The sequence below is a fragment of the Bacillus sp. FJAT-27445 genome, from assembly GCF_001510665.1.
Taxonomy (GTDB): Bacteria; Bacillota; Bacilli; order Bacillales; family Cytobacillaceae; genus Bacillus_D.
Genome location: NZ_LMTI01000005.1, coordinates 329,105 through 352,053 on the forward strand (window position 1 = coordinate 329,105; position 22,949 = coordinate 352,053).

General features: G+C 43.5%; 22 protein-coding genes and 1 other annotated feature. Of the genes, 13 read left to right on the forward strand and 9 right to left on the reverse strand.

Features of this window, described 5'->3' with window-relative positions; translation table 11 throughout:
* The first annotated feature begins 24 nt into the window (after positions 1-24).
* The 4 genes from AR337_RS16275 to AR337_RS16290 are packed head-to-tail and all read left to right on the forward strand — an operon-like array spanning position 25 to position 3,667.
* Positions 25-1,263, forward strand: coding sequence for a glycosyltransferase family 4 protein (locus AR337_RS16275; protein ID WP_059173067.1), 1,239 nt, complete (start codon positions 25-27; stop codon positions 1,261-1,263).
* The gene (locus tag AR337_RS16280) at positions 1,264-1,863 is read left to right on the forward strand and encodes a sugar transferase (protein WP_059173068.1); all 600 of its coding nucleotides are present in this window, start codon (positions 1,264-1,266) and stop codon (positions 1,861-1,863) included.
* Positions 1,829-2,506, forward strand: a complete 678-nt coding sequence (locus tag AR337_RS16285) for an acetyltransferase (RefSeq protein ID WP_253701819.1) — start codon at positions 1,829-1,831, stop codon at positions 2,504-2,506. The genes AR337_RS16280 and AR337_RS16285 overlap by 35 nt, the downstream gene beginning before the upstream one ends.
* Positions 2,507-2,512: 6 nt before the next feature.
* Entirely contained in the window at positions 2,513-3,667 is a 1,155-nt protein-coding gene (locus AR337_RS16290) for a DegT/DnrJ/EryC1/StrS aminotransferase family protein (RefSeq protein WP_059173069.1), read from the forward strand.
* 116 nt (positions 3,668-3,783) lie between these two features.
* On the opposite strand, the gene AR337_RS16295 is transcribed toward AR337_RS16290, so the two are convergent.
* Positions 3,784-4,770, reverse strand: a complete 987-nt coding sequence (locus AR337_RS16295) for an LCP family protein (RefSeq protein ID WP_059173070.1) — start codon at positions 4,768-4,770, stop codon at positions 3,784-3,786.
* 544 nt (positions 4,771-5,314) lie between these two features.
* Here AR337_RS16295 and AR337_RS16300 point away from each other — a divergent pair.
* From AR337_RS16300 to AR337_RS16320, 5 genes are all read left to right on the forward strand, one after another.
* Entirely contained in the window at positions 5,315-8,620 is a 3,306-nt protein-coding gene (locus AR337_RS16300; RefSeq protein WP_172797561.1) for a glycosyltransferase, read from the forward strand.
* A gap of 543 nt (positions 8,621-9,163) precedes the next feature.
* Positions 9,164-9,316, forward strand: coding sequence for a hypothetical protein (locus tag AR337_RS23270; protein ID WP_156424429.1), 153 nt, complete (start codon positions 9,164-9,166; stop codon positions 9,314-9,316).
* A gap of 220 nt (positions 9,317-9,536) precedes the next feature.
* Positions 9,537-10,034, forward strand: a complete 498-nt coding sequence (locus AR337_RS16310) for a cupin domain-containing protein (RefSeq protein WP_059173073.1) — start codon at positions 9,537-9,539, stop codon at positions 10,032-10,034.
* Positions 10,035-10,129: 95 nt separating this feature from the next.
* Positions 10,130-10,675, forward strand: a complete 546-nt coding sequence (gene lepB, locus AR337_RS16315) for a signal peptidase I (RefSeq protein ID WP_059173074.1) — start codon at positions 10,130-10,132, stop codon at positions 10,673-10,675.
* 224 nt (positions 10,676-10,899) lie between these two features.
* Entirely contained in the window at positions 10,900-12,123 is a 1,224-nt protein-coding gene (locus AR337_RS16320) for an MFS transporter (RefSeq protein ID WP_059173075.1), read from the forward strand.
* Positions 12,124-12,189: 66 nt separating this feature from the next.
* On the opposite strand, the gene AR337_RS16325 is transcribed toward AR337_RS16320, so the two are convergent.
* Both AR337_RS16325 and AR337_RS16330 read right to left on the reverse strand, forming a co-directional pair.
* Positions 12,190-12,606, reverse strand: a complete 417-nt coding sequence (locus AR337_RS16325) for a hypothetical protein (protein WP_059173076.1) — start codon at positions 12,604-12,606, stop codon at positions 12,190-12,192.
* Between the two features lie 133 nt (positions 12,607-12,739).
* Positions 12,740-14,158 (reverse strand): S8 family peptidase, encoded by a 1,419-nt coding sequence (locus AR337_RS16330; protein ID WP_082687021.1) that lies wholly within the window; start codon positions 14,156-14,158, stop codon positions 12,740-12,742.
* Between the two features lie 192 nt (positions 14,159-14,350).
* On the opposite strand from AR337_RS16330, the gene AR337_RS16335 reads away from it, so the two are divergent.
* The 3 genes from AR337_RS16335 to AR337_RS16345 all read left to right on the forward strand — a co-directional run bounded on the left by AR337_RS16335 (position 14,351) and on the right by AR337_RS16345 (position 16,474).
* Positions 14,351-14,899 (forward strand): GNAT family N-acetyltransferase, encoded by a 549-nt coding sequence (locus AR337_RS16335; protein WP_059173077.1) that lies wholly within the window; start codon positions 14,351-14,353, stop codon positions 14,897-14,899.
* A gap of 62 nt (positions 14,900-14,961) precedes the next feature.
* Positions 14,962-15,183 (forward strand) — a binding site (T-box leader).
* Positions 15,184-15,231: 48 nt separating this feature from the next.
* A complete protein-coding gene (locus tag AR337_RS16340) occupies positions 15,232-15,687 on the forward strand; it encodes an HIT family protein (RefSeq protein ID WP_059173078.1) in 456 nt (151 codons plus the stop codon).
* Positions 15,629-16,474, forward strand: a complete 846-nt coding sequence (locus AR337_RS16345; protein ID WP_253701825.1) for a protein phosphatase 2C domain-containing protein — start codon at positions 15,629-15,631, stop codon at positions 16,472-16,474. The genes AR337_RS16340 and AR337_RS16345 overlap by 59 nt, the downstream gene beginning before the upstream one ends.
* 194 nt (positions 16,475-16,668) lie before the next feature.
* Here AR337_RS16345 and AR337_RS16350 read toward each other — a convergent pair whose 3' ends face one another.
* The 3 genes from AR337_RS16350 to AR337_RS16365 all read right to left on the reverse strand — a co-directional run bounded on the left by AR337_RS16350 (position 16,669) and on the right by AR337_RS16365 (position 19,740).
* Positions 16,669-17,169, reverse strand: coding sequence for a DoxX family protein (locus AR337_RS16350; RefSeq protein WP_059173080.1), 501 nt, complete (start codon positions 17,167-17,169; stop codon positions 16,669-16,671).
* 535 nt (positions 17,170-17,704) lie between these two features.
* The gene (locus AR337_RS16355; protein WP_059173081.1) at positions 17,705-18,205 is read right to left on the reverse strand and encodes a DoxX family protein; all 501 of its coding nucleotides are present in this window, start codon (positions 18,203-18,205) and stop codon (positions 17,705-17,707) included.
* A 662-nt stretch (positions 18,206-18,867) separates the two neighbouring features.
* Positions 18,868-19,740 (reverse strand): sulfite exporter TauE/SafE family protein, encoded by an 873-nt coding sequence (locus AR337_RS16365; protein WP_059173083.1) that lies wholly within the window; start codon positions 19,738-19,740, stop codon positions 18,868-18,870.
* 172 nt (positions 19,741-19,912) lie between these two features.
* Here AR337_RS16365 and AR337_RS16370 point away from each other — a divergent pair, with 172 nt between their 5' ends.
* Positions 19,913-20,323: an Rrf2 family transcriptional regulator gene (locus tag AR337_RS16370; RefSeq protein WP_059173084.1), complete on the forward strand. Its 411-nt coding sequence runs from the start codon at positions 19,913-19,915 to the stop codon at positions 20,321-20,323.
* A gap of 284 nt (positions 20,324-20,607) precedes the next feature.
* Here AR337_RS16370 and AR337_RS16375 read toward each other — a convergent pair whose 3' ends face one another.
* From AR337_RS16375 to AR337_RS16385, 3 genes are all read right to left on the reverse strand, one after another.
* Positions 20,608-21,093 carry a hypothetical protein gene (locus tag AR337_RS16375; RefSeq protein WP_059173085.1) on the reverse strand — a complete coding sequence of 162 codons (486 nt, stop codon included), beginning with the start codon at positions 21,091-21,093 and terminating at the stop codon, positions 20,608-20,610.
* Positions 21,094-21,545: 452 nt separating this feature from the next.
* Positions 21,546-22,046 (reverse strand): DoxX family protein, encoded by a 501-nt coding sequence (locus tag AR337_RS16380; protein ID WP_059173086.1) that lies wholly within the window; start codon positions 22,044-22,046, stop codon positions 21,546-21,548.
* Between the two features lie 278 nt (positions 22,047-22,324).
* Entirely contained in the window at positions 22,325-22,825 is a 501-nt protein-coding gene (locus tag AR337_RS16385; protein ID WP_059173087.1) for a DoxX family protein, read from the reverse strand.
* Positions 22,826-22,949: the final 124 nt, after the last annotated feature.

The following is a 22,949-nucleotide window of genomic DNA, read 5'->3' on the forward strand; positions in this document are numbered from 1 at the left end:
GATAAGAAGAAATGAGGTGCCTGAGTGAATATCTGGATATTTAACCACTATGCAACCGCCCCTACACATGTAGGCGGAACAAGGCACTACGATTTAGCCAAGCATCTCTCTGATAAAGGATACAACGTCACAATCTTTGCATCTTCTTTTAATCATTTTTCAAAGAAAGAGATGGTTTTTCAAGGAGAGAAGAGCGAATACAAATCAGAAATGATTGATGGAGTAAAGTATGTTTGGATCCATACTCCTCCATATGAAAGTATGGCGGGAAGAGTGAAAAACATCCTAAGCTACACGTGGAAAAGCCATAAAATTGGAAAAGCGGCTTGCAGAAGGGAAAAGCCTGATATTGTCATTGGCTCAAGCGTCCATCCACTCGCAGCGATTGTAGGCTATCTGATTGCCAAAAAAGCCGGATGTAAGTTCTATTTTGAGGAACGGGATTTATGGCCTCAAACCTTCGTGGACTTTGGGAAACTGTCTCCAGGGAATCCAGTGGCAATCGCACTGTACCGGCTCGAAAGCTTTTTATATAAAAAGGCGGACCGCATTATCGTCCTCTTTGATAAAGCAAAGTATTACATACAAGCGAGAGGGATTAACCCCAATAAGGTCATCTACTTGCCAAATGGCGTGAACCTCTCAACATACGATCAGTTGGAAAAATCAGTGGAGATAGACAGGCTGTTCAGTAAGCTGAAAAACAAATTTGTCATTGTCTATGCGGGCTCGCATGGTATAGCTAATGACCTTGAACCAATAATTGATCTATTTGCCCTATTAAAAAACAATCCGGATTTTCATTTGCTGCTTGTCGGAAATGGCGCGGAAAAAGGCAAGCTTATGGATAAAGCAGAACAGGAAGGGATTCGAAATATCACGTTTCACGATCCTGTTCCTAAAACAGAAATTCCATACTTGTTAAGCAAGGCGCAGATGGGGATTCTCTCCATCATGGACTCGCCTCTTTATTATTGGGGCTTCAGCATGAACAAGATGTATGACTATATGGCAGCGGGCCTTCCAATTATCATGATCACTGAACCGGATTTAATCGGTTCATTAAGCGGACAAACGGGTATCTATGTGAACAATGATATAGGGGAAACGGCACGCTGGCTCGAGGGGCATTACCGGAACACAAAGGTATTGGAGCGGGAAGGAAACCAGCTCAAAAAATACGCGGAGCAGAATTATTGTTGGGGAAAGCTTGCTGACAGCCTTGAAACCTTTATCGTAAATGATGTAAGTGGTGTGAAATAGATGAAACGATTAGTTGATTTTACTTGCGCAATCATTGGATTAGCCTTTCTTTGGCCGGTAATTTTACTTACAGCCTTCCTGGTCAGGATAAGGCTCGGATCTCCGGTCCTCTTTAAGCAGCAGCGTCCCGGCCTGCATGGCAATCCTTTTTATGTCTACAAATTCCGGACGATGACGGATGAGCGGGGGGGAAATGGGGCGCTGCTGCCGGATGATGTCCGGCTAACCGGGTTTGGAAAGATGCTGCGAAAGTGGAGCCTCGATGAATTGCCGCAGCTTCTAAATGTATTGAAGGGGGATCTAAGCCTTGTAGGTCCCCGTCCACTATTGATGGAATACCTCGAACTCTATACCGAGGATCAGGCGCGCCGGCATGAGGTTCGCCCGGGAATTACAGGCTGGGCCCAGGTAAATGGGCGGAATGATATTTCCTGGGAGGAAAAGTTTGCGCTTGATGTCTGGTATGTTGACAACCAATCCTTTTGGCTCGATATGAAAATCTTGTTTATGACGTTTTACAAGGTTGTTAAATCCGAAGGGATTAACCAGAAGGGGATTGCTACCGTTGAAAAATTTGCTGGATCATCGGAACGGAGGTAAAACATTGAAAAAACTATGCATCATTGGGCAGGGCGGGCACAGCAAAGTAGTGGAAGATATTGTTCTCTCATTGGATGACTATACAATCACAGCGCGCCTAGATGACAACTATAAATATGTAGAGAAAAAAGATGGGGTACTTTATGGTCCGATTTTCCTCGCGAACGAACTTGCGCTAAGTGAAGAAAGCATGATGTTTATCATTGCGGTAGGCGACAATGAAGCACGGAAAAAGATTTCCGTGGAGCTATCATTGCCACTGGAACGCTATGCCGTGCTTGCGCATCCAGCGGCGGTGATCAGCTTGTCGGCGAGGATTGGAAATGGGACGGTCATCATGCCTAATTGCATCGTAAACGCATCTGCTTCAGTTGGTAATCATGCAATCTTAAATACTGGTTCTGTGATTGAACATGACACTATTCTTCGAGATTATACTCATGTATCCCCGAATGCCGCTTTAACAGGAGGGGTTTGCGTTGGGGAAGGAACTCAGATCGGGGTTGGAGCAACTGTGATTCCAGGCATCCGAATTGGGGACTGGTGCATGGTTGGTGCAGGAGCCACTGTCATTAATCCTGTAAACCACTTTGAAACCGTAGCAGGAACACCGGCAAAGCCAATAAATAAAGTTAGGGTGTGAATCTGGATGATCGTAAAACAAAAACAAAACAGAATCTATCTATCTTCACCACACATGAGCGGCCGGGAGCAATCTTATATCCAGGAAGCTTTTGAAACAAACTGGATTGCCCCTTTGGGCCCAAATGTAAATGCCTTTGAAGAGGATATTGCCGCTTATGCCGGCGTGAATGGAGCGGCAGCGGTCAGTTCGGGTACAGCGGCAATCCATCTGGCGCTGGAACTTTTGGAGATTGGCAGAGGTGACCGAGTATTTTGTTCCTCGCTGACCTTTATGGCCAGTGCAAACCCGATTCTTTACCAAGGAGCCGAGCCTGTTTTTATTGACTCTGAGCCCGATACATGGAATATGTCACCACAAGCATTGAAGAGAGCCTTTAAAGATGCTGCTAAAACAAATCGCCTACCAAAAGCGGTAATCGTTGTAAACCTTTATGGGCAAAGCGCTAAAATAGATGAAATTTCGGCAATCTGCGATGAATACGGAGTGCCGTTCATTGAAGATGCAGCTGAATCTCTTGGATCCTTATATAAAGGGAAAAAAAGCGGAAGCTTTGGGAAATTTGGCATCTATTCGTTTAATGGGAATAAAATCATCACCACTTCAGGTGGAGGCATGCTTATTTCCGACGATGTAGAGGCATTGGAGAAAGCCCGCTTTTTGGCAACGCAGGCGCGTGACCCTGCTCCTCATTACCAGCACAGCCAGGTAGGTTTTAACTATCGGATGAGCAATATCCTTGCCGGGGTTGGACGTGCCCAGCTCGAGGTTCTTGATGACCGGGTTGAAGCAAGAAGGGCTGTTTTCAACAGATATGCTGAAGCCCTTGGAGGAATCCCAGGACTAGAGTTTATGCCAGAACTGGAAATGACCAGGTCAAATCGGTGGCTGACGACATTTACACTTGATCGGAATGTCTCGGGCATTTCACCTATGAATCTCATCAACAGACTTGCCGAAGAGAATATAGAAGCACGACCAGTATGGAAACCGCTCCATATGCAGCCAATATTCGATGGAGTCAACTATTACCCGCATGAACGAGGGAATTGCGTCTCATCCAGTTTATTTGCGAACGGTGTTTGCCTGCCATCCGGCTCAAATATGACAACGGATGAACAGGACCGGGTCATAGAGGAAGTAAAAGAGGCGTTTAAATAACCAGATTTAATAAGGAGGCCGGTGGGTCCTCCTCTTTTAATTAAGTTTTTATCAAAATTCCAAGATTATTTTAATGGACCTGCTGTTTGGTGGATTCAATGAAAAAGCCATGCACCTTAGAGTCCAAGGGCATGGCTGTTTTTTTCATCACTTGCGCTTTTCGTGCTCGGTTCAATTTTCAAATGTTCATTAAGCATCTGTGACAGCTTTTTCCGTTCTTCATTAGGTACATTAAAATAATAGACTCCATTTTTTTTCATATCGTTTCCGCTTATCTGGATTCTCTCAATGTTATTTCTAGCATTTGAATAGTTTGCTTGGATATTCTTAATTTCATTGAATGTTAAATTGGTTTTTACGTTCTTTCCGATAACCTCTAAAATACTTCGATAGTTTGTTAGTGTTTTTACGTGTGAAGCTTCCTTAATCAATGCCTGAATGACTTTCTGTTGCCGTTCCTGACGGCCAAAATCGCTATTTGGATCTAAATGGCGCATTTGCGTGAATTTGAGGGCCTCTTCTCCATTCAAATGCAGTTGGCCAACTGGAAAGTGAAACTTGCCGTATGAAAAATCGAGTTTGTTATTCACTGTTACGCCACCAACAGTATCGACAAGTTCCTGGAAACCATTCGTATTTACCGCGATGAAATAATCGACTGGGACATTGAGGAAATTTTCAATCGTTTTAACGCTCATATCCACTCCGCCGTATGTATAGGCATGATTGATTTTATCCTCTACTCCTTTTCCACTGATTTTGGCATATGTATCACGAGGAATGCTGACCATTTTAATCGACTCGTCATCGGAGTTTAACGTTAACAGCATGAGTGAATCTGGGCGTCCACGGTCGCCATCTCGCTGGTCTACTCCTAATAATAAGATCGAGATGGGCTCACCCTTATCCAAATCAATTTTCCGATGAACTGTTTTTGATCTATCCAGGGGTTCATGTGTGCTTTTTAGTGTAGTGGCGATCGATTGATAAACTGAATATCCGTACACAGCCGCGCCTGCAAATAAAAGCAAGATGATGGCGAGTGTAACTCGAAAACCCTTTTTTCTTTTGTTAATTCGTGGAGCTTTGTTTTCCTTTTCCATTCATACACTTCCTTTGTGGCACTCTGGGTTCATTGTATCACTTGAAAAAACTTAATGTTATTCGACAAAATGACTAGTTGAACCGAAATATTGCGGAATAATGGTCATTGCTAGTGAAAAATTCCTGGGAGATAGGTCCTTTTTATCGTTAAAAATTTTTCTGCCATATTAATAGTTTGTTAACCAAATGTTAAGAAGAGATGATTTTATTTGAAAAAGAGATTTTCAGAAGTTTTAAAACGTTATTTCCATGTAACTAAAGGCTTGATGGATCAGGAGAATTCATGGGTTGTGTTACAAAAGTACCAAGGGGAATTACGTGGATTAAAAAAAGCTGATCATCTTTAGGTCCTTTTGCATAGCTAGAATTCCCTGTTTAGTAAAAATGAATAAATCAGCATATATCAATGATTTAAATTTCAATGGTACGGTTGATACGGTTACATTGAAAAGACAGTCCAACTAAGCCGCTGAAACGCACAGCGGCAAGTTTCACTGTAATCGGACCTTTAGGGACAAAATGATTTTGAGGCAGGTTAATAAAATGAGGAAAAGATTTCATCTCAAATGGAATAAAAATAGAAACATGGATTTAAATAGTGATTTCAAGAATAAAGATTTCATTTTTGAAAGCGAATCAAGTAAACGCTGGAATGTAATGGTCTTTTTGGGTGCTTTAGTTGCCGCCCTGTTCGCGCTTGCAGTCTTTTTTTCCGGCCTGGGGCTTTATTTTAATCCAGTGATACCGAAGCTGGAAACTAAGGTAACCGATGAATTTAAGGATATTACACCATCGGTAACAATGACGGCTCACCAGCCCGCATCGCCCGATAACAATGAAAGTTTTCTTAGTCAGGGAGTCAGGTATAACAAAGAAGTATACGCCTTCTATGTGAATTGGGACAGCAACAGTGAACAATCGTTAAGGGATAATATTGATGAAATCGATGTATTGATCCCTCAATGGCTGAGCATCAACGAAGACCTTGAGATAGAGAGCGATATCGATCCTGAAATCGTTAAGCTTGCGAAGGAGAAGGATATAAAAATTACCCCATTGATACATAACATACAGGATGGCAAGTGGAACCAGGAGACGATAAATACCCTGTTAAATTCACCTGGGGAACGGATGAAACTGATAAAAAATCTACATAATCAAATTAAAAAAAATCATTTTGACGGCATCAATATTGACTTTGAGAATCTGGACAAGAGCACACGTGATGAACTTACCCAGTTTATGAAGGAACTGTACGAAGTATTTCATGCAGACGGGCTCACCGTTTCAATGGATGTCCCCGCTGCGAATGAAGCGTATGATTATCAGCAGCTAGAAAACCATTTGGACCAGATGATTGTGATGGCCTACGATGAGAATGTAAACAGACCAGGCCCGGTTGCTTCCACATCCTGGTTTGAAAGCATCCTCGCTAAATTGCCAAAGGACAAGCTCATCGTCGCTCTGGGCAATTACGGGTATGACTGGGATTGGGAAAGCCAGGACCCGGGGGAAGTGGTTTCCTTTGATGATGTCATAAGGCTCGCCGAGAAAGCGGGTTTGGACATCCAGTGGGATGATATGAGCCAGAACCCATATATGAAATATACGAAGGAAGGTAAAGTTCATGAAGTATGGTTTCTTGACAGCGCAACCTTCTACAATCAGCTGAAAATTACCGAAGAGGCAGGCGCAAAAGGGATTGCCCTTTGGAGGCTCGGAGCAGAGGATCCTTCGATGTGGGATATCCTTAAAGGGAATAACCTTGAAGAAATACAAACGGTTAAAAATGGCGGAAATATTTATAGCAAAGGGGAAGGGAACGTCTTCAGGTCCTCAGAGAACAGGGAGGATGGCGAGCGCAGCTTTTTGTTTAATGAAGCTGGCTTCATAACGAATGAAACCTATACCTCCATTCCGAAAGCATACGAGTTTGAGCGTTTAAGCAAAATGAAGGAAAAGGAAATCGTCTTGACGTTTGATGATGGGCCGACCCCTGAATATACGGAAAAAATCCTGAAAATCCTGAAAGAACAAAGAGTCCCGGCAACGTTCTTTCTGATTGGTAAAAATGCTGCCCTCCATCAGGACATCGTGAAACAGATGGCTAAGGATGGCCATGAGATTGGAAGCCATACGTTTACACATCCAAATACAAAGGATATGTCTGAGGAAAAGCTGAAATTCGAATTAAATAGCACCCAGCGAGTGATCCAGGGGATTACTGGCCATACTACCGTGCTATACCGTTCTCCTTTGGGAGATGAAGAGGCAAAGTATTTTCCTAAGCATTTTGAACAAATGAAGAATGTGACGGAAATGGGCTATATAACTGTAAATTATGATGTTGATTCAAGGGACTGGGAGCTCCGTGACAGGGATGCGATTGTGGAGACCGTACTGAAACAGGCTTCCGAAGGCGATATTATTTTGCTCCATGACGGAGGCGGGGACAGGCAGGCAACAGTTGAAGCCCTGCCAATCATCATTGAACAATTGAAGAGCAAGGGATATACTTTTACAACAGTCAGTGAGCTGATGAATCAAAGTAAAGACAAGGTCATGCCCCTGGTCGCGGATGTGGAAAAACCGATAGTCCATAGCTCAAAACAAGTGCTTTTGGGCATCGCCAATTTCAAAGCAATGACCGTGATGTTGCTGATTAGTGTAATGATGGTTCTGGCTCTTCGGCTTTTAATTTTAGGCTTTTTAGCTTTAAAACATAAAAGACAAGTACGGCAAGCACGCCATGGAGAAAACTTCACTCCTATGGTGAGTGTCTTAATTCCAGCATTTAATGAAGAAAAAGTAATAAAGAAGACGATTCAGTCCATCATGAAAAGCGATTATCCAAATCTTGAAATCATCGTCATCGATGACGGATCAAAGGATGAGACATCTCTTACAGTAATAGAGAATTTTTCTGAACATGAAAATGTTCATTTAGTACATAAAAAAAATGGCGGAAAAGCATTAGCCCTCAATGAAGGAGCGAGGAGGGCAAAGGGGGATATCCTGATTGTTGTGGATGCCGATACAAGTGTGGCCCCTGAAGCAATTTCGCTTCTCGTACGCCACTTTGAGGAAGGGCAGATAGCGGCGGTATCAGGAAATGTACGGGTTGGAAACAGGCGGAATTTGCTAACCAACTGGCAGCACATCGAGTATGTCACCGGATTCAATATTGAAAAACGTGCATTTGCCACGCAAAATTGTCTTACAGTTGTTCCAGGAGCAATCGGTGCCTGGAGAAAACAGGTGGTTGAAAAGCTGGGCTATTTTTCAGATGATACTCTGGCTGAAGATACGGATATGACCTTAAAAATTCTTCGTAACGGCTATAAAGTAGCGATTGAAGAAAAGGCTTTAGCCTATACCGAAGCACCTAAAACCATCCGTGATTTCCTCAAACAGCGTTTCAGGTGGACATTCGGTACATTGCAATGCTTCTGGAAGCATAAGAAAGCTTTTGCGGGAAGGAAACATAAAACACTCGGATTCCTTGCTATGCCGAATATGCTGCTGGTCCAGTTGATTATCCCGTTCTTAGCGCCCACTATAGACGTGCTGTTTATCGTAAAACTTGCAACCGGCGATGTGAGGTCCTCCTTGCTTATTTTCGGTACGTATTTCTTCATTGATCTGCTAGTCAGTATAGTTGCCTTCAGGCTTGAGAAAATAAGCACGAAACCGTTAGTGACCATGATTCTGCAAAGAATTGTTTATCGTTACTTATTGCTCTGGGTTACATGGAAATCCCTGATTGTCGCGCTTAAGGGAACCCGGGTTGGCTGGGGGAAATTAAAGCGGAATGGAGATTTGGCACCGGAGCGAGGTTTTTTTGGATAGGTAGGGCAACAGACTGACGAAATGCCAGAAGACAAGTGAATGCCAAAAGATCAAGACCGTTTCGCTTGGAGAAAATAAGTGAAACGGTCTTGATGGGTTTGATGAAGTGCGGCGCAATAATAAATTTCCGGGAATCATTAAGAATTTACGGATAAAGCTGGTGAAATACCGGATAAATGGGTGAAATTGCAGGGTAAACAAATGAAATTGGAGGGTAAACAAATGAAATTGCAGGGTAAACGGGTGAAATTGCAGGGAATCGATAGCAGTCTGCTAGGGAAGTGCTAGCAGAAACCGGAGAAAAAAAACTCCCATGAAAGCAGGGGACGGATCAGAATTTATTCCTAATGCTAAAGACCGATAGCCTAAAGATTTGCTACTAAATCTGTCAATAGACCTTCTCTAAAGCCCGATGGCTAGGAGAATTGCAGCCGAACCGGTCAAAAGATCATCCCTAAAGACCGGTCCTCCTGGAAATGAAGGGAGGTACGGTCTTTAAAATTCATCACGTACTATTTCGTTTTAAACGGGTGGTTGTATTTCATGAGCGGCTTAGCGAATAATTCCTTTTCGCCGTCCGACCACGTTGCCAGGTTTTCCGGTTTATTGGCGGGGGAATCGCTCATTTCTTTGCCGGAAAGCTTGCCGAATGGTTCAATTCAAGCATGCCTTTCTTCGTCGGAGAGGCGTTTGTGATGCTGTCGGTTGTTTTTTTGTACTGAACCATAAACATGTCAAGCACATCGATGATGCGTATGTGGGCCATTGATGTTGGCCAAGGGTCTGCGGAGCGCATGCCCTTTTTAAAAATGGTCAAGTTCGTATTACAAAAAAGTTCCCAGTTTAATTTGTGTTTTGGGGAATAGATGTGCCAAAATAATAGGGAAGCAAGATTGACGATTTAGGAGCTGAACAAATGGACAAACACACGGCGGAATACTGGGTTTCCCGGTTGGAACTTGAACCACATGCAGAGGGTGGATATTTTAAACAGACGTACAGGTCGGATGAGGAAGTGCCTGGCAAGGATCGGGCGCTTTATACGAGCATTTACTTTTTGCTCCGATCGGGTGAGGTTTCGCATTTCCACCGGCTGAAATCGGATGAGCTATGGTATTTCCATGCGGGAGATTCGCTATCGGTACATATGATCCACGAAAATGGCGAGTATGAGGAAGTTTTGTTGGGGCTCGATTTGGAGAAGGGAGAAGTTCCCCAGCTATTGGTGCCGAAAAATACGATTTTTGGTTCCTCTGTTTTGGGTGATGGAAAGTATGCGCTTGTAGGCTGCATGGTTTCTCCTGGATTTGAATACAAGGACTTTGAGCTTTTCACGCAGGAAGAACTGCTGAAGGACTATCCTCAGCACCTAGAGATTATTGGGAAAATGGCGTATGAAACGCTTCCTGAATAAGGACTGCGCAGTAATTTATAACTTGAATTATCCCCCAAGATGTGCCATAGAATTTAAAAAAGGCTGCCAAATTACATGTGGAGAGGATGAAAAGAATGGAGAATAATAGAGAAGAGATTCTTGGATGGATAAAAGCAATCTTTATTGCCATACTTATAGCTTTTTTGACTCGGACATTTCTCCTGACCCCGATTGAGGTTGATGGGGCGTCCATGAATCCCACCCTTCAAGATCACGATCGGATGATTGTCACAAAAATTGGTGAACTTAAGAGATTTGACATCGTCGTTTTCCACGCAAACGACCGCGAGGATTATATAAAGCGGATCATAGGTTTGCCTGGGGACCACATCGAGTATAAGGATGATATGCTATTCGTAAATGGCAAGCCGTATGAAGAGCCATACCTGGAGCAGTTTAAAAAGGAAAATCCTATTGGCCCGCTTACGGATTCGTTCAAGCTTGAGGATACGGCTGTCGGTACTATGGTTGTTCCGAAGGGTCATTTGTTCGTTATGGGCGATAACAGAAGGAACAGCAAGGACAGCAGGCATATCGGCGCAATTCCAATCGAGAATGTGGTCGGGACGACAAAGGTTGTCTATTGGCCGTTAAAGGAAATGAAAATCATCAAGGAATAGCTGAATAGCTTCAACTTGTAAAGGCTGCCGAAATGGCGGCTTTTTATTTTGTGTATGCAGTCGAGAAAATGAAGCAAAGGATACGTCCCCTGCTTCACTCTGATTTTCATGTTGGGAAAATTTCGGGCGGGGTGGCTGTACTCGGTTAGCTTGAAGCGAAAGCTCCTTTTTTAAATTTTTCAAAAATGGTATTATGGAAAAAATGGAAGGAAAAGGGTGAGCCAATGAGTTCTTGGAAAAATCCGATTCTGTTGCTAACTGGAATTGGGGTATCGTATTTGGGCAGTTGGATCTATTTAATTGCCCTGAATATCTCAGTTCTGGATTTAACGGGATCGGCTGCAGCGGTTGCTGGCCTATACATTATTAGGCCAATCGCGGTGTTGATCACGAATACATGGTCAGGCAGTGTCATCGACCGAGTTAACAAGAGAAAGCTAATGATTGCAACCGATATCATTCGGGGGTTATTGGTCTTTATTATCCCTTTTATAGATTCACTTTGGTTTATTTACTTTACGATGCTTTTGATTAATATCGCTGGGGCGTTTTTCGGGCCAAGCTCAACCGTCTACATAACAAAACTGGTGCCTCAGGAAAATCGGAAACGCTTCAATTCCATTATGAGCATGACAGCATCTGGCGCGTTCCTGCTCGGGCCAGCAATTGCTGGGGCCCTCATTATGGTTGCTGGAACTGACATTTGTATCATAATCAACGCGGTATCCTTTATCATTTGCGCGTTTTTTATTTACTTGCTTCCTAATGTGGACGAAGCGAAAACAGGTGCGAGGGAACCAATCAGCCTAAAGACATTGATTGAGGACTGGAAGGCAGTTCGCAATTTTGTTGTAGGGGCCAAATTTTTCATTGTGGTTTATTTACTGTACCAGGGAGCAACGCTAATCGGGTTCGCTTTGGATCCGCAAGAGGTGACGTTTATTAAAAAAACGCTCGGCCTGTCGACCCGGGATTATGGTTTGATCGTAAGTATAACAGGTATCGGGGCCTTGGCAGGATCGTCCGTTGCAGCCATGGTTACGAAAAAGATTCCCCTTAAATTCTATCTTGGCGGGGGAATGCTATTAAGTTCGGTGGGTTATCTTGCTTTTTACTCATCCTTCAATTTCCTGACAGCAACCGCCGCCTTTGTCTTCTTAGGATTTTTCATGGCTTTTGCAACAACTGGCTATGCAACCTTCTTCCAGAATAAAGTGCCTGTCGAACTCATGGGAAGATTTGCAAGCGTTGCCGATATGGCGCAAGGGGTAATCCAGATTGGGTTGACCTTAATGGTTGGTTTCTTTGCGGAATGGTTTACCATCCAATTTGTTTGCATCGCATTCTCCATTGTTGGTGGAATCCTATCGGCCACCCTTTTCGCGACCATCATCACGCCGTCGAGAGCAAACTATTTCCAGGAAAAAACCCAGGGCATTACTGGGTAGAGCAGCTCTTTTTATAAAAAGCAAAAAAGTAGTGCGCTGTCATATAAGACAGGCACTACTTTTTATTTACATGGATGCGTTTCGGTCCCTGTTCAATAGGTGCGTGACATCGGCAGCTTTTACATTTTGGAATACGTTGATGACAAAGAGCAGGACGGAAAGAACGAGGATGTTAGGGAAAATTTGCAGCAGGATAAGGAGCGATTCATTTCCCAAAAGCAAGAATGACAAGCCAAGCATGAATAAGGGTAATGAGATATTATAAAGCCAAAAATGAAGTTTTGCCAGCAGCGAATCACCTGCTTTCGGGAAAAGAACGTAAATGACTCCAAAAAGAGCCATTGAAGCCCAGCCGACAAGGTTAATATGGGCATGCGCCCCCATCAGACTATGATCGCCGATGATTTCCATTGTAAGCCCCATGCCGACTCCCACTAAAAAATAGAGTGCTGCTAATTTAAGAAAGAGAGTCCCATATTTCATAACAAACACCTCCTTTTTATTAATTTTTACATTTAAATTATACAACATGGTTATAGTAATTATGTATAGTTATTTAACTATTTTAAATATTCAAATAGTGACAAAATAAACCCGCACAAGGCGGGCATTAATCTTATCGTTTCAAATAATCGAGCAACTTGGTTCCTGGACTTTCGCGGCGAGGCTGGTTTTTCGTGTCTCTCGCCTGTTGGAGGGCCCGGTTTACATCAATCATTCCGTTCCCGAATTGTGCGTCCCGGCCGCGAATGCCTAGGTCCGACGCTGACCTTTTGATGATCCGGGCGACCTGCTTGTTGGTGAGTTTTGGATTCTCGGAGCGAATCAGACCGGCAAGCCCCGCGACATGAGGGGAAGCCATCGAGGTACCGGAAAGCGCCGCATACTGTTTGCGGAAATAGGTGCTCGGGATGTAGACTCCTGGCGCGGCCACATCGACATAGGTCCCATGATTTGAAAATTCCGCCTTTCTTCCCTCGTGATCGACAGCGGAAACGGCAAGCACCTGTGGATAGGAAGCCGGATAGGTCGGCTGCCCGGAGTTGTCATTGCCAGCGGCGGCTACAAGGACGACATCGCGCTGATACGCATAATCGATGGCTTCCTTCAGGGCTCGCGACGACTGGTAATTCCCGAGGCTTAAATTAATTACCTTTGCTCCATTGTCAACGGCCCAGTAAATTCCCTTGGCAATATCAAACGTAGTTCCGTACCCTTTGCTGCCCATTGCTTTTACCGGCATGATTTTGTTGTACCATGTAATCCCGGCTACGCCCCTCCCGTTGTTTGTTTCAGAGGCGATAATGCCTGCAACATGGGTCCCATGCCCATTGTCATCATCGGGATTATCGTTATCCTCCAGCACATTGTAGCCCTGGACAAGCCGGTTTTTTAAATCGGGATGGTCCAAATCTACCCCGGTATCAACGATGGCGATAGTAATTTTTTTCGAACCCCGCGAAATCGCCCAGCCATTCTCCGTGCCAATCACCGGCAGGTTCCATTGGTATTGTTCACGGTAAAATACATCATTAGGAACAGGAACGGCATTTTGCATTAGGATGTAATGATGCTCGGCAAACTCGACATCGTCCCTTTTACGAAAATAGTCAATCAGCTTCTCGGCATTCATTGTTCTTGATTTAAAAATATAGGTGGAGTTAAATTGCTTCATTAGTTCTCCGTCAATGTCGGCCGCTATACGGGCTATCTCCTGTGTTGAAGGGTGGCCGGCGAAATCGACGACAGCCTCATTGTCCACATAATGGCTTGTGTCTTTTTCATTGTGATAAATCTTTTGAATAGAAGGATTAGTATCAAGGAACCGTTTTGTCTCACCGCCGTTCCAGACGTTGTCATACTCGGTAACCCTAAGCATATGCCCATCGCGCTGATGAATCTGCTGCAAGCCTTGGCTAATCTGGCTTCGGGCAGGACCTTGCCGGTTCGTCTCGCCGTTATCGAGAAAGAGTACCCCCCCAGCAAGCACTGCGACAGCAACGATTCCGCCCGCCAGTAGATATTTATTGATCATGGCAAAATCACCCCAAATTTTCTTGTATAGGTATAGGGTGCAGACAACCACGAAAATTAACGGAGGGAATTAATGGAATGTTGAAGATTTCGTGTGGTAATGTTTAATCAAATGGTTATCTGCTCGACTTATCAGGGTGCAAGAGTAAAGAAAAAAAGATTATTCGAAGGGAAAAAGAGAGGGGCTGGGACTATGTTTCCCGTATTGGAGACGGAGAGACTTATTTTAAGGGAAATTGTAAAAGAGGACGCTGCTGGCATTTTTGCCTGCTTTTCAAATGAACATGTTATCCGTTTTTACGGGCAAGAGCGCTTGAAAACGATTGATCAGGCTGAAAGTTTCGTTGATTTTTTTAATAAAAATTATCATGAGAAAAGAGGCATCCGCTGGGGAATCGAGCGAAAAGAGACAGTGGGAATCATTGGAACTATAGGCTTTAATGCCTGGAGCCCGAAGCATAAGCGCGCGGAAATCGGCTATGAACTCCATCCCGGCCATTGGAGGAAGGGGTATGTTTCAGAGGCATTGGAGAAAGTCATTTCCCATGGGTTTAAGAAGATGGATCTTAACCGGATCGGAGCTGTAGTTTTCCTCGAAAATGAAGCTTCCAATAATCTGCTGATCAAAGCAGGCTTTCAAAGGGAAGGGATTTTGCGGGATTATATGGTCCAGGGAGAAGCCGCGCATGATACATATATGTATTCATTGATAAAAGGGGAGTACAATTCATCTATAAAATGAAAGTGGGAACTAATTGACAGAATGTTGAGTTAACAGTAAGATAAGTGAAAGTTTTCCATATCCATAACGCAATGATGAGGAAAAGTAGGGAATCCCTTATTGTCAGAGAGCTGCTGGCCGGTGAAAAGCAGTCAATACAATTCCCGAACTCGCCTTTGAGCGGTCAGGCTGACATTAAAGCCTGGACGGTTAACTCCCGTAATCGAGTCTTGAGAAGGTTTGTTTCAATTTGCTGCAAACCAAGAAGAGTGGAAACACGGAAGCGGAAGCTTGTCGTCTCTTTACGAGCGGCAGGTTTTTTTATTTTTAAAAAGAATGAAGGGGGAAGTTTCATGTCTGGGGATTGCTTTATTTGTAAAAAGCATAAAGGCTTGATTCAAACTGTTGGGGAAATGATTTATGAAGATGACTTTGTCTACGTTGGGCATATCGACAGCAATGGGAAACCAAATTACCTTGGCCACATTATGATTGATTTAAAAAGGCATGTGCCAACGCTGGCTGAAATGGAGCCGGAAGAAGCGAAGGCATTCGGGTTTATTATGTCCAGGGTGAGCAAGGCGTTGAAGGAAACTGAAGGGGCCGAGCATATTTATGCTGTGGTTTCCGGAAATGCCGTTCCGCATCTTCATATGCACCTGGTCGCAAGGTACCCTGGCACACCGGAAGAGTATTGGGGACCTTTTGCGGTGTACGATTCACCAACAGCCCGGATGGGTGATGACATTGATGTTAATGAAGTTTGCCGGCGTATTGGAACGTTTTTGGAGAAAAGAGATGAAGGCTGAATATACCTGGGTTGGCTGCCATAAGAATTTTGTGGATGAAATCAGCACCAAGACAGTCGGGCCAATTGTATTGGGGCGATTTGGCGGCAATTCAACCGCTGGCCAGCTTAAGAATGAAGACGGATGCGTCATTTGGACTGACGGGGAAAAAGGCTATGAGTTTGCAGTCCTTCTTGATGCACACAGTACAGCCGATAGTGCGGAATTGGTTGCGAGTGAATTCGAAAAACAAAAGGAAGAGATAAAGAATATTTTGCGGCTTCCGGTAAAAAAGTCCTTTGAGGAATTGGAAAAGCGGATCCTTTCCCTCTTTACAGATGAGGATTTTAGAAAAAGATGCAGGGAGCTTCGGGGTGAGACAGCATGCCTGATTGCGGTCCGTAAAGAAAATTTTCTCTGGTGGTTTTCAATAGGAGACTGTCTTCTCCATTTGTATCATCCCGAGTTAGCTGCCTTGAAGGAGTATCAGCAAAACCATCGAAGCTTTTTTGAATGGGTTGGTAAAGTCAACACTTTCGAGTTGCAGGTTCCCTGTTACAGTATCGGCCGCAAAGAGCTTAGGAGCGGAAGAAATCATATCCTTTTGACGACGGATGGCCTTGTCGAATGCCCGGATGGCGGTTTCAATAAACCTGAAACTATTTTTGAGTCTTTTCAGCAATTAACGAATGAAGAAGGTACAAGAAAGCTGTTAACCGCCATTAAGGAGAAAAATGTCAGGGACAGCACTACGATCCTCTCTTGGATAATCGAAAACGGTTCTGCGGCAAGTGAACCAAGCAAGTGAATTTGCTGAGAAGGATAAGGAGGCTGTTTTTTAATAGTAGTTATGGATTTGTTGTTGTGACCGGCCTCGGAGAAAAATACCCCGGGTGGAGCAGTTACTCTGTAAGTATAACTCGAAAGGTTCCTAGTAACTAAAAAGGATCCCCCAATTATGGAGGATCCTTTACTACTTATCGGGGATGATGGTATCCCGCATTATTGTTGAAGTTGATGTTCTTTCTTCGTTGCAGCCTTACGGATGAAAGGAAGCACGTAACGGTCAAGACCGTATTTGCCTGCGTTGGCGCCAGCGACCAAGATGATGAAGCCCATTACGATGTCAGTTGGGTTATGGCTAACAGTTCCAGCAAGCATGAAGCTCAAGTTCATCACAAGTCCGAAGAACATCGCCGCAGAAGTGAGGCAGCCAAGGATTAGGCCAAGACCGACTAGGAATTCACCCCAAGGAATGAGGACGTTGAACAGTTCGACGTTTGGAATGGCGAAAGAGTTCAGGAAGTCAACATACCAGCCATAGACGATTCCGTCCGGGCCTTTGACCGGGTTGGCAGCGGCTCCTTTTAGGAAACCGGCAGCGTCGAATCCGCCACTGATTTTGCCCCATCCGGCAGTCAGCCAGGCGTAACCAAGATAGATACGAAGAACAGCTAGAAGAGCGGCAGCGATTTTGTTTTCCCTTAAGAATGAGTTAAACATGGATAATTCCCCTTTTCGATTTAAAATTTAATTATGTTGTTTACAGTTTTATCATAATCCGATTTCCAACATATCGATAGGGGTTTTCCAGTATATTCAAGAATTAGACAAAGCTTCTTGACGAAGGTGTGACAAAGGTCACGGACAGTCGTGATTTTACGACTTGAGGAAGTTGAGGGATCCAGGTGTGGGAAGAAACACATCCGTTTTTTTTTATGAAACCAACCGGCTGGACAGAATGCCATCTTGGTTTGTAGGAAGTGAAATTACCACTTAATTCGGGAGGAATAAGCATTACTTTTGGCGGTATACTTCGTTAGAAATAGTTGAATTCTCCAAACCCATTCATTGAAACCCCGGAAGTGAGCGAGCCCAACTTTTCCGACATATTGGACGGGAGACAGATCTTCTTATTTTGTAGGGTCTTTTGGTAAGGAACTAATCCGTAAACAAGCTAACAAATGAAACTTGCTAGTTTAGAAAAATATAAAAGGCCCTTCCGATTGGAAGAGCCTTCGATTAGTTTACCTAATGCCTATTCTTGAAGCCGGGCTTCTTTTTTGAAAACAGTCTTGTTGATGAAAGGAAGCACGTAACGGTCAAGACCGTATTTGCCTGCGTTAGCGCCAGCGACTAGGATGATGAAGCCCATCAGGATGTCAGTTGGGTTGTGGCTAACAGTTCCAGCAAGCATGAAGCTGAGGTTCATCACAAGTCCGAAGAACATCGCCGCAGAAGTGAGGCAGCCAAGGATTAGGCCAAGACCGACTAGGAATTCACCCCAAGGAATGAGGACGTTGAACAGTTCGACGTTTGGAATGGCGAAAGAGTTCAGGAAGTCAACATACCAGCCATAGACGATTCCGTCCGGGCCTTTGACCGGGTTGGCAGCGGCTCCTTTTAGGAAACCGGCAGCGTCGAATCCGCCACTGATTTTGCCCCATCCGGCAGTCAGCCAGGCGTAACCAAGATAGATACGAAGAACAGCTAGAAGAGCGGCAGCGATTTTGTTTTCCCTTAAGAATGAGTTAAACATGGATAATTCCCCTTTTCGATTTAAAATTTAATTATGTTGTTTACAGTTTTATCATAATCCGATTTCCAACATATCGATAGGGGTTTTCCAGTATATTCAAGAATTAGACAAAGCTTCTTGACGAAGGTGTGACAAAGGTCACTGAGGGTTATGAAATGCTGGTTTTAGCGCTGGATAACTTTGTTGAACGGACTCGCCACACGAATGAAACCTCGATAAGGAAAATGACTTTTGGCGAAATAAAAATCGTATTTGGCGGATAGAACCAGTTTTCGGCGAAATTGCCTGGGGGAAGTATTCCTTGGGTTCGGCATAAATAATTACGAGATAGGCAGAATTATTGCCGCAATCGGCATAATTATTCCCTGGTTTGGCAGAATTATTGCAGTGAACGGCATTAATATATTGGATTTCGGCATTATTGTATTTGAGCAATGGAAAAACGGGGAAGTTTCGGTTAAAGAAAGACCAATCTTAGCGGAATCTCCTCTATTTTTTAAAAAATAGGTCTTTTTCAACAAAAGAATGGTTCTGAGCATTAAAGAAGAAACCAAAGTAGATCTACTCTAAAAAAGGAAACAAGCCAACCTGCTTTACAGGTTGGCTGGCAGCCAGGCTATTTAAAGAAAAGCGGAACATCTACTGTGAAAATTTCTCAAACTCTAAGCTTCAACAGCAACCCTCTTTATTTTATAAATTACAGAGATGACAGAGGCGGCCCAAAGTAATGCCAATACAACATACGTAAACTGCGCGAATGAAGGAGAAACATGTAAAGCCCCGAACAATGTCCTGATGTTCGTTAAAATGATGATGCCGCCAACTAGGGTGCCGAGGAGATTTGTAGGGATGATTTTTACGAGCCAGGCCGCAATTGGCGCTGCAATGATACCGCCAATCATTAATGCCAAAACCCATTGAACATTGATCGTTGACCAGCCCAAAGTTAAAAGGAACCCAATTGTAGAAGACACAGCGATTGCAAATTCACTTGTATCGACTGAACCAATGACTTTCCTCGGTTCCATCCGATTGCTTGTTAGCAGGACTGGAGTGGCAATCGGGCCCCAGCCGCCACCGCCAGTTGCATCAAAGAAGCCGGCAACAAAGCCGAGTGGGACAAAGAATTTTTTTCCGAACTTACCTTTGACAGGTTTTTTAGAAGGATTGAACTTAAATAAGAAACGGTAAATTACAAATACGCCTAGCATAAGCAAAAAAACCGATATATAGGGCTTTATTATATGGCCGGGGATGCTTCCGAGGAAACATGCTCCTAAAAAGGCTCCGATGGATCCAGGGATGATTAGCCGATAGACAACCTGTTTGTCTACATTGCCGAATCGTATGTGGGCAACTCCAGATGCAGCGGTCGTAACCACTTCCGCCATATGGACAGATGCGGATGCAACAGCAGGGGCAATCCCGAACATCAGCAGCAAGGAGGTTGACGTCACCCCATACGCCATCCCAAGCGAACCATCAACCAGCTGGGCGACCAATCCAATAAGCGCAAGAACAATTAGCCTCCTCAAAAAAATCTCTCCTTTTTAGAAATGTCCTGAATAGACTTATGAAAAAGGGCATTTTTCTAATTGTCGACTAATCTAATCAGGTTTGTAACCTACTGTATGTTTGGACAAAATGGCGTGGTTCCAGTCCATTTCAAAAATGGGTGAACGCCTAGATGAAGAGGAGTTGGTAGGCATGAAGCTGTCGAGCCGGGGGGAGTATGCATTGCGGGCACTCATCTGCCTGGGGGGGAGTGGTGACAATGTGGTTCCAATTGGGGAAATATCCGAAAAAACACTGGTTCCAATTAATTATTTGGAGCAATTGCTTTTGCAGTTGAAACGGAATGGGTATGTGCAGAGCAAAAGAGGGGTGAATGGCGGCTACAAACTAAGCAGGAGCCCAGAGGAAATTGTCATTGGTCAGGTCATCCGCAACCTGGAAGGGCCATTGGCGCCAATGGGCTGTGTAAGTATCACCTCCTATGAGAGTTGTCCTCTTGAGGGGAGTTGCCTTCTCAAACCTCTTTGGGCTTTGGTCAGGGATACTGTCGCGGAATTGCTGGACAGCACCACATTAAAGGATTTACTGGATGGGAAAGTATAGTGTTGGATAATCACATTAAGTGAAAGTATTCGAAAAAATAAATGGCCCTTCCAGTTTAGGTTAACGGGTTCTCTTCTGGGGGATAAAAGGCAATAAAAACACTTAAAATAGCACAAGTTTGACAATCAAATTGCAAACAAAAAGCCGCGTTTTTAACTATAAAAACGTGGCTTTTTTAACATTATATTTGAACGAAATGTGTATTACTTAATATAATTTATTTCGGCAATAATCTGGTCATTTCCAGCAAAGCCTTCATCATCGTGGTCCTCCTTTAAGAATTTTTATATAGGTACGTTATCGATAAATACTGTTTTATCTTCCCAATCACGAGTTATTTTCAACCCATCATCGTTTGAAACAGTTAACTGTCCATTTTTTTCAACCACTTCACTCGATTTTCCATCAGACACTTTTAGTTTTAGTGTGTATTTATAGTTTACCGTACCATCTTCATTTTCTTTTTCTTTGTTAAGGATTACATCCTCTAATTCAATGGTTTTGTTAGTTTCCTCGACAAATTGGGGTGCAATTTGATAAACCCGATTTGCAGTTTGCACTTTAAATGCATTTTCGGACAAGTATTTTTTTACTTTATCTCCAATTTCCACCCCAGATGGAATATTATTAGGGTCTTTGATGTTATATTGCTCAACCTTGTATTCCTTTAAGAACCCTTTGACATCCTCGGTATTAATTGTTTCTTTACTACAAGCTACTGCAATCACTCCGACAAATAAAACGAATAATAAGACAAGTATTCTCTTCATAATGTTCCCCCCAATTTTAAAGTTAGAAGCAACCCTTTAATACTATTATACAAAAAAAGGGAAAAACTTTCTAAAAAATCACCGAAAATACAAAATATCCTCAATTTTAAACCTTTTATCAGTTATCCCCAATTCTTTTCCTTTGGCATCATTAATCGCATTATAAAGCCTCCATATCAAGGGGTTTTTAGCACTGCTTTTAGTTAGCATTCTAGCCATTAAAATCACTATATATATAATGTACAATGGCTATTGTACAGAGTCATTATCATACCGATTTTTGTGCTTTTTTTTTAATATTTTCTAAGAAAAAGGCTCTACATCAATAATAAAAGACCTACCATAATATGCTGGTAGGTCTGCGATTTTGTATGCTATTTTACCTTTTTGTCCCCATAAAGAGAACCCGTTAAGTTTAGGTGGGAGGGCCTTTGAACTATTTTGCTATGACTTTATTGTTGAAGTCGGACATCTTTTTTTAGTACAGTCTTGTTGATGAAAGGAAGCACGTAACGGTCAAGACCGTATTTTCCTGCGTTAGCGCCAGCGACAAGGATGATGAAGCCCATTACGATGTCAGTTGGGTTGTGGCTAACTGTACCTGCAAGCATGAAGCTGAGGTTCATCACAAGTCCGAAGAACATTGCCGCAGAAGTGAGGCAGCCAAGGATTAGGCCAAGACCGACTAGGAATTCACCCCAAGGAATCAGGACGTTGAACAGTTCAACGTTTGGAATCGCGAAAGAGTTCAGGAAGTCAACATACCAGCCATAGACGATTCCGTCCGGGCCTTTGACCGGGTTGGCAGCGGCGCCTTTCAGGAATCCTGCAGCGTCGAATCCTCCAGTGATTTTGCCCCAGCCGGCAGTCAGCCAGGCGTAACCAAGATAGATACGAAGAACAGCTAGAAGAGCGGCAGCGACTTTGTTTTCCCTTAAGAATGAGTTAAACATGAATAATTCCCCTTTTCGTTTTAAAATTTAATTATGTTGTTTACAGTGTTATCATAATTCGATTTCCAACATAGCGGTAGGGGTTTACCAGTATATTCAAGAATTAGACAAAGCTTCTTGGCGAAAGTGTGACAATGGTCACAGTGGAGTAGTTAGTTTACTGGTATCGGCTGGGATAACTTTTTTTGGTGAAGATAGATCCGAAGCGTCAGGACTTCTGTAAATAATGAAAAAGGCCCTTCCAGTTGGAAGAGCCTTTGAACTATTTTGCTATTACTTTATTGTTGAAGCCGGGCTTCTTTTTTTAAAACAGTCTTGTTGATGAAAGGAAGCACGTAGCGGTCAAGGCCGTATTTGCCTGCGTTCGCACCAGCAACCAAGATGATGAAGCCCATTACGATGTCAGTTGGGTTATGGCTAACAGTTCCAGCAAGCATGAAGCTCAAGTTCATCACAAGTCCGAAAAACATTGCCGCAGAAGTGAGGCAGCCAAGAATCAAACCAAGACCGACAAGGAATTCACCCCAAGGAATCAGGACGTTGAACAGTTCGACGTTTGGAATCGCGAAAGAGTTCAGGAAGTCAACATACCAGCCGTAGACGATTCCGTCCGGACCTTTGACCGGGTTGGCAGCGGCGCCTTTCAAAAATCCGGCAGCGTCGAATCCGCCACTGATTTTGCCCCAGCCGGCAGTCAGCCAGGCGTAACCAAGATAGATACGAAGAACAGCGAGAAGAGCAGCAGCGATTTTGTTTTCCCTTAAGAATGAGTTAAACATGAATAATTCCCCTTTTCGTTTTAAAATTTAATTATGTTGTTTACAGTGTTATCATAATCCGATATCTACCATATCGATAGGGGTTTTCCAGTATATTCAAAAATTAGACAAAGCTTCTTGGCGA

Coding starts and splice junctions, on each gene's coding strand:
- AR337_RS16280 (WP_059173068.1), top strand. CDS start 1,264: ATGAAACGATTAGTTGATTTTACTTGCGCAATCATTGGATTAGCCTTT.
- AR337_RS16335 (WP_059173077.1), top strand. CDS start 14,351: ATGTTTCCCGTATTGGAGACGGAGAGACTTATTTTAAGGGAAATTGTA.
- AR337_RS16385 (WP_059173087.1), bottom strand. CDS start 22,825: ATGTTTAACTCATTCTTAAGGGAAAACAAAATCGCTGCTGCTCTTCTC.
- AR337_RS16380 (WP_059173086.1), bottom strand. CDS start 22,046: ATGTTTAACTCATTCTTAAGGGAAAACAAAGTCGCTGCCGCTCTTCTA.
- AR337_RS16345 (WP_253701825.1), top strand. CDS start 15,629: ATGTTAATGAAGTTTGCCGGCGTATTGGAACGTTTTTGGAGAAAAGAG.
- AR337_RS16355 (WP_059173081.1), bottom strand. CDS start 18,205: ATGTTTAACTCATTCTTAAGGGAAAACAAAATCGCTGCCGCTCTTCTA.
- AR337_RS16340 (WP_059173078.1), top strand. CDS start 15,232: ATGTCTGGGGATTGCTTTATTTGTAAAAAGCATAAAGGCTTGATTCAA.
- AR337_RS16290 (WP_059173069.1), top strand. CDS start 2,513: ATGATCGTAAAACAAAAACAAAACAGAATCTATCTATCTTCACCACAC.
- AR337_RS16330 (WP_082687021.1), bottom strand. CDS start 14,158: ATGATCAATAAATATCTACTGGCGGGCGGAATCGTTGCTGTCGCAGTG.
- lepB (WP_059173074.1), top strand. CDS start 10,130: ATGGAGAATAATAGAGAAGAGATTCTTGGATGGATAAAAGCAATCTTT.
- AR337_RS23270 (WP_156424429.1), top strand. CDS start 9,164: ATGAGCGGCTTAGCGAATAATTCCTTTTCGCCGTCCGACCACGTTGCC.
- AR337_RS16370 (WP_059173084.1), top strand. CDS start 19,913: ATGAAGCTGTCGAGCCGGGGGGAGTATGCATTGCGGGCACTCATCTGC.
- AR337_RS16325 (WP_059173076.1), bottom strand. CDS start 12,606: ATGAAATATGGGACTCTCTTTCTTAAATTAGCAGCACTCTATTTTTTA.
- AR337_RS16320 (WP_059173075.1), top strand. CDS start 10,900: ATGAGTTCTTGGAAAAATCCGATTCTGTTGCTAACTGGAATTGGGGTA.
- AR337_RS16300 (WP_172797561.1), top strand. CDS start 5,315: ATGAGGAAAAGATTTCATCTCAAATGGAATAAAAATAGAAACATGGAT.
- AR337_RS16310 (WP_059173073.1), top strand. CDS start 9,537: ATGGACAAACACACGGCGGAATACTGGGTTTCCCGGTTGGAACTTGAA.
- AR337_RS16375 (WP_059173085.1), bottom strand. CDS start 21,093: ATGAAGAGAATACTTGTCTTATTATTCGTTTTATTTGTCGGAGTGATT.
- AR337_RS16350 (WP_059173080.1), bottom strand. CDS start 17,169: ATGTTTAACTCATTCTTAAGGGAAAACAAAATCGCTGCCGCTCTTCTA.
- AR337_RS16295 (WP_059173070.1), bottom strand. CDS start 4,770: ATGGAAAAGGAAAACAAAGCTCCACGAATTAACAAAAGAAAAAAGGGT.